This window comes from SAR324 cluster bacterium, assembly GCA_029245725.1.
Lineage (GTDB): Bacteria > SAR324 > SAR324 > SAR324 > NAC60-12 > JCVI-SCAAA005.
Window position 1 is genome coordinate 1 of record JAQWOT010000118.1, and the last position, 3,993, is coordinate 3,993.

Consider the following 3,993-nt stretch of genomic DNA (forward strand, 5'->3'; position numbering starts at 1 on the left):
TGCAAGCTGTCCCAGCATCAACCTGGATTCTTGGATGATGGGCCGATCAGAAGTGGTGCGGCTCGTTCAAAAATATGGAACTGGCAAACTCGGCTTGCTGGAGGGTGTGATGGGCCTCTTCGATGGAGCCAGTCCCGTCAGTGATGAAGGCAGCACCCTGGAGCTAGCTGGCTGGCTGAATTGGCCGATTTTGCTGGTCGTTCCGGCAGCCAAAGCAGGACGCTCAATCCGGGCTGCGATTCGAGGGTTTCAGTTGGAAGCTGGTGCAGATCAGATTCAGGGCTTGATCCTTAATCAGGTCAGCGGTGAATCTCATGCGGATTACCTGAAACAAGCGCTGGCTGATCTGAAGATTCCCATCTTGGGGGCCTTGCCACGATTACCAGAACTACAGTGGCCGGAGCGTCACCTGGGCCTACAAGCAGTCAGTGAAACATCCCTGCCAGATCGGGCTTCTTTAGAAAGCTTGGCAGAACAATACCTGAATCTTGATCAGTTCCTTTCTCTGGCTCCTCAGCCTGAACAATGTTCTGTGAGCGAGGCGATGGAGACTCCTGTGAAACCAAGCTGCCGGATCGGTGTGGCCCAAGACGCAGCCTTTCACTTCCATTATCACGAGAATTTGGAGTGGCTTCGTCAACAAGGCGCCGAATTGGTCAAGTTCTCTCCACTTGAGGACAGCACATTACCCCCAGCGCTGGATGGGATTCTACTCAGCGGTGGCTTCCCCGAGTGCTTTGATGAGAAATTGAGTGCCAATCAATCTATGCTGAAGGAACTCAAGGAATTCATTGAAGCAGGCGGTTCCTGCTATGCGGAGTGTGGGGGTTTGATGTTGCTCGCAGATTCCTTGCGCTTATTAAACGGTGACGAGTACCCAATGGCAGGGGTGATCCCTGGAACTGTCAGCATGACATCAAGGTTACAGCACTTTGGCTACAGCGAGGCCACACCAACGAACCATCGGGAAAGCTGGCGAGGACATGAATTTCACCACTCAAAGTGGGAACAGGAAACAAGCCAGGCCAATGCCTGGACGGTTACAAAAAGGAATCGCATTGGTTCCCGTTTGGAGGGCTATCGATACCGAAACCTGCATGCTTCGTACATCCATCTGTACTTCCCAAAAGCGGCTCCCTTGCTCTCAGAACTCTTCTTTGAAAAGGAACAGGTATGATCATTGGCGTAGGCATTGGGCCGGGCGATCCTGATTGGTTGACGCAGCGCGGCGCCAAGCTGATTCGAGAGGCGGAGTGGATCGTAGGCTTCCGAACCGTCAATGGATTTGTACGTGAGATGATTTCTGAATCTGCAGAGGTACTGCACTTGACGTACAAGAACCAGACGGAGGAGTTGGAACGTGCCGCCCAGGCCCATCAGCAGGGTAAGAATGTTGTGGTACTGTTCATGGGTGATCCTCATTTTTCTGGCTTCCAGATGATTGAGCGCTTGGAACGAGCCTGTGGTCACCCTGTGGAAATATTGCCCGGAATCAGCGCCGCACAAATCTTGGCTTCCAAGACCAAAGTCTGCTTTGACGAGACCACCTTTCTCACTTTTCACCGCAGGGGTGATTTGGAACCGTTCAAACGCCATCTGCTGCACGTTTTGGAAGATCAGCGCAATGCCATTGTCATCCCGCACACCTGGGATTTCATGCCTGCGGCAATGGCCAGCTATCTGATCGAACAGGGAATCTCTTCAGACCATCAAGTCGAGGTCTGGGAACACCTGACAGCAACAGAAGCTGCTTGGCAAGGAACTCTTGCCGAGTGTACACAGGAATTCAGTGACATGAGCATCATGCTGATCCGCACGCTTCAGCCCATGCCGAGCCAGGTGTAAGGACAAATGCATCGCGTCGCCACCGAACCAGGACACCTCGACCATACCCACCCGAGCACCAAAATCGAGCAGACCTCTGCAGAGTTGATCTTCATCAGTGCAGCTGATTCCGACCTATCCTTGGTAGCTCAAGCTTGGCTGCCCATGTTTGGAGATCGCTTGCGCTTCGTGCACGCCTCCGCCCTCCAACATCCCGAAACTGTAGAACACTATGCTGACGAAGTCCTCTGCCATAGCCGCTTGATTGTGCTGAGGTTGCTTGGTGGGGCATCTTACTTTCCACACCTGCTGGACGAGTTGCAGCACCTTCGCCAGCATCCGGAGCGAAACTTCAGGATTCTAATGCTTCCCGGAACAGAGCAATGGGATGATTCGGTATGTGATTACAATGACTTCTCTGAGAGCTTTGCTCAAAATTGTTTCACCTACTTGCGAGAGGGTGGTGTCTTCAATGCCGAACAACTTGGACGCCTACTGCTTCGGGAATTAGATGATGCAACCCACTTCGAAGTAGAAGCCCCACAAGTGATGCCGCGTTTTGGCTGGTACGGTGATCCACCCGGAACAGCAAACCAGCAGCCTGTTGTCTGGTTGTGCTTCTATCGAGCCTGGTATCAAACTGGAGATCTCGCCGTAGTCGATGCCCTGGCCAGGCAATTGACAGCTAACCAATTGAGTGTTCGCTGTTGCTTTGCCTATAGTCTGCGTGATCCGGATACACAGCACTGGCTGCGGCAAGCGGCTCTGGAAGAACCTCCTCAGGCGATCCTGACCACACAGAGTTTTGCGATCAGTTTACAGTCTCCTGAACAGGAACGCTGGTTGGAGGAGTTCGACTGCCCCGTGCTACAACTACCGGTCTCTCTGCAGGACTCACATACTTGGGAGCACAATCCCCGAGGCTTGGCACCGGCTGAAGTTGCCATGAACGTGGCTCTTCCCGAAATTGACGGGCGAGTCTTGGCAACCGTTGTTGGTTTTAAGGAAATCAGCCAGGAAGTCCCAGAGGCACAGTGGATTTTGAAGCGCCTGTCTCCCGTTCCGGAACAAGTCGAGTTCGTAGCAGAAATGACTCAGCGCTGGGTGCACCTGAGACAGTTGCAGAATGCCAAAAAGCGAGTGGCAATCATCCTGGCTAACTATCCGAACAAGGACAGCCGCCTTGGCAACGGAGTGGGCCTAGACACTCCTGAAAGCGTGGCCTTGTTTCTTCAACAGCTGATCCAGCAGGGCTATTCACTAGGAAACGAAATCCCAGTTGATGGGGAAGCCTTGATTACCAGGTTGCAGCAGGGAATCACGAACGATCCCGGAGGCAACTATGGCAAGGAGTGCGAGCACTGGCTCACCGCAGAGCAGTTTGAAAAATGCCTGGGAGGATTGCCTGTCAGCTTGCGCCAGCAGTTACAGTCGCACTGGTCGATAGAGCAGGAGTTCTACCCGATTGCTGGCTTCATGCTGGGGAAGGTGTTCATTGGCTTGCAACCTCCAAGAGGGTTTGGCGAACAAACCCAAGCGATCTATCACAGCCCTGATCTGCCTCCACCACCAAACTACCTGGCCTTCTACTGGTGGTTGCGAACCGAGTTTCAGGCAGACGCGATCATTCATTTCGGCAAGCACGGAAATCTGGAATGGCTTCCAGGACGAAGTGTTGGACTGGGCGCCGAAGATTTTCCATGGCAGGTGCTGGGCCCCATACCCCATCTGTATCCCTTCATTGTCAACAATCCCGGAGAGGGAACCCAGGCCAAGCGCCGATCCTCCGCTGTGATTGTTGATCATCTGACTCCACCCTTGGCTCGAGCCGGTCTCTACGACGAACTGCAACAAGTCGAGCGACTGCTGGAAGAGCATTCGCACTGTGAGACGATGTTTCCGGAGCGAGCCCATGAACTGGAACATCAGATCGAGCACTTGTTGGAGCAAGCTAGTTGGCGAGAGGAGATCCCCGAGGAAGAAGACTGGCTCGATGCACTCAGCAATTTTCTCTGTGACATTAAAGAGAGCCAGATTCGCTCGGGATTGCATATTTTCGGGAAGGTGCCGAGCGGACAGCAGCGAACTGAGTTCCTGCTAAGTCTGCTACGTTTGGGGACACCACATTCGCGAGGATTGCTACATTGTCTAGGGGATCTACCGAAGGAT

At 53.3% G+C, this 3,993-nt stretch carries 3 protein-coding genes; all 3 read left to right on the forward strand.

Annotated elements, in window-relative coordinates:
• Nucleotides 1–1,177, forward strand: a 1,177-nt coding sequence (locus P8O70_05150; GenBank protein ID MDG2196264.1) for a cobyrinate a,c-diamide synthase, incomplete at its 5' end; no start/stop codon positions are given.
• Nucleotides 1,174–1,845, forward strand: coding sequence for a precorrin-6y C5,15-methyltransferase (decarboxylating) subunit CbiE (gene cbiE / locus P8O70_05155; GenBank protein ID MDG2196265.1), 672 nt, complete (start codon nucleotides 1,174–1,176; stop codon nucleotides 1,843–1,845). The genes P8O70_05150 and cbiE, both read left to right, overlap by 4 nt.
• 6 nt (nucleotides 1,846–1,851) lie before the next feature.
• A partial coding sequence (locus tag P8O70_05160; protein ID MDG2196266.1) for a cobaltochelatase subunit CobN occupies nucleotides 1,852–3,993 on the forward strand: 2,142 nt, incomplete at its 3' end.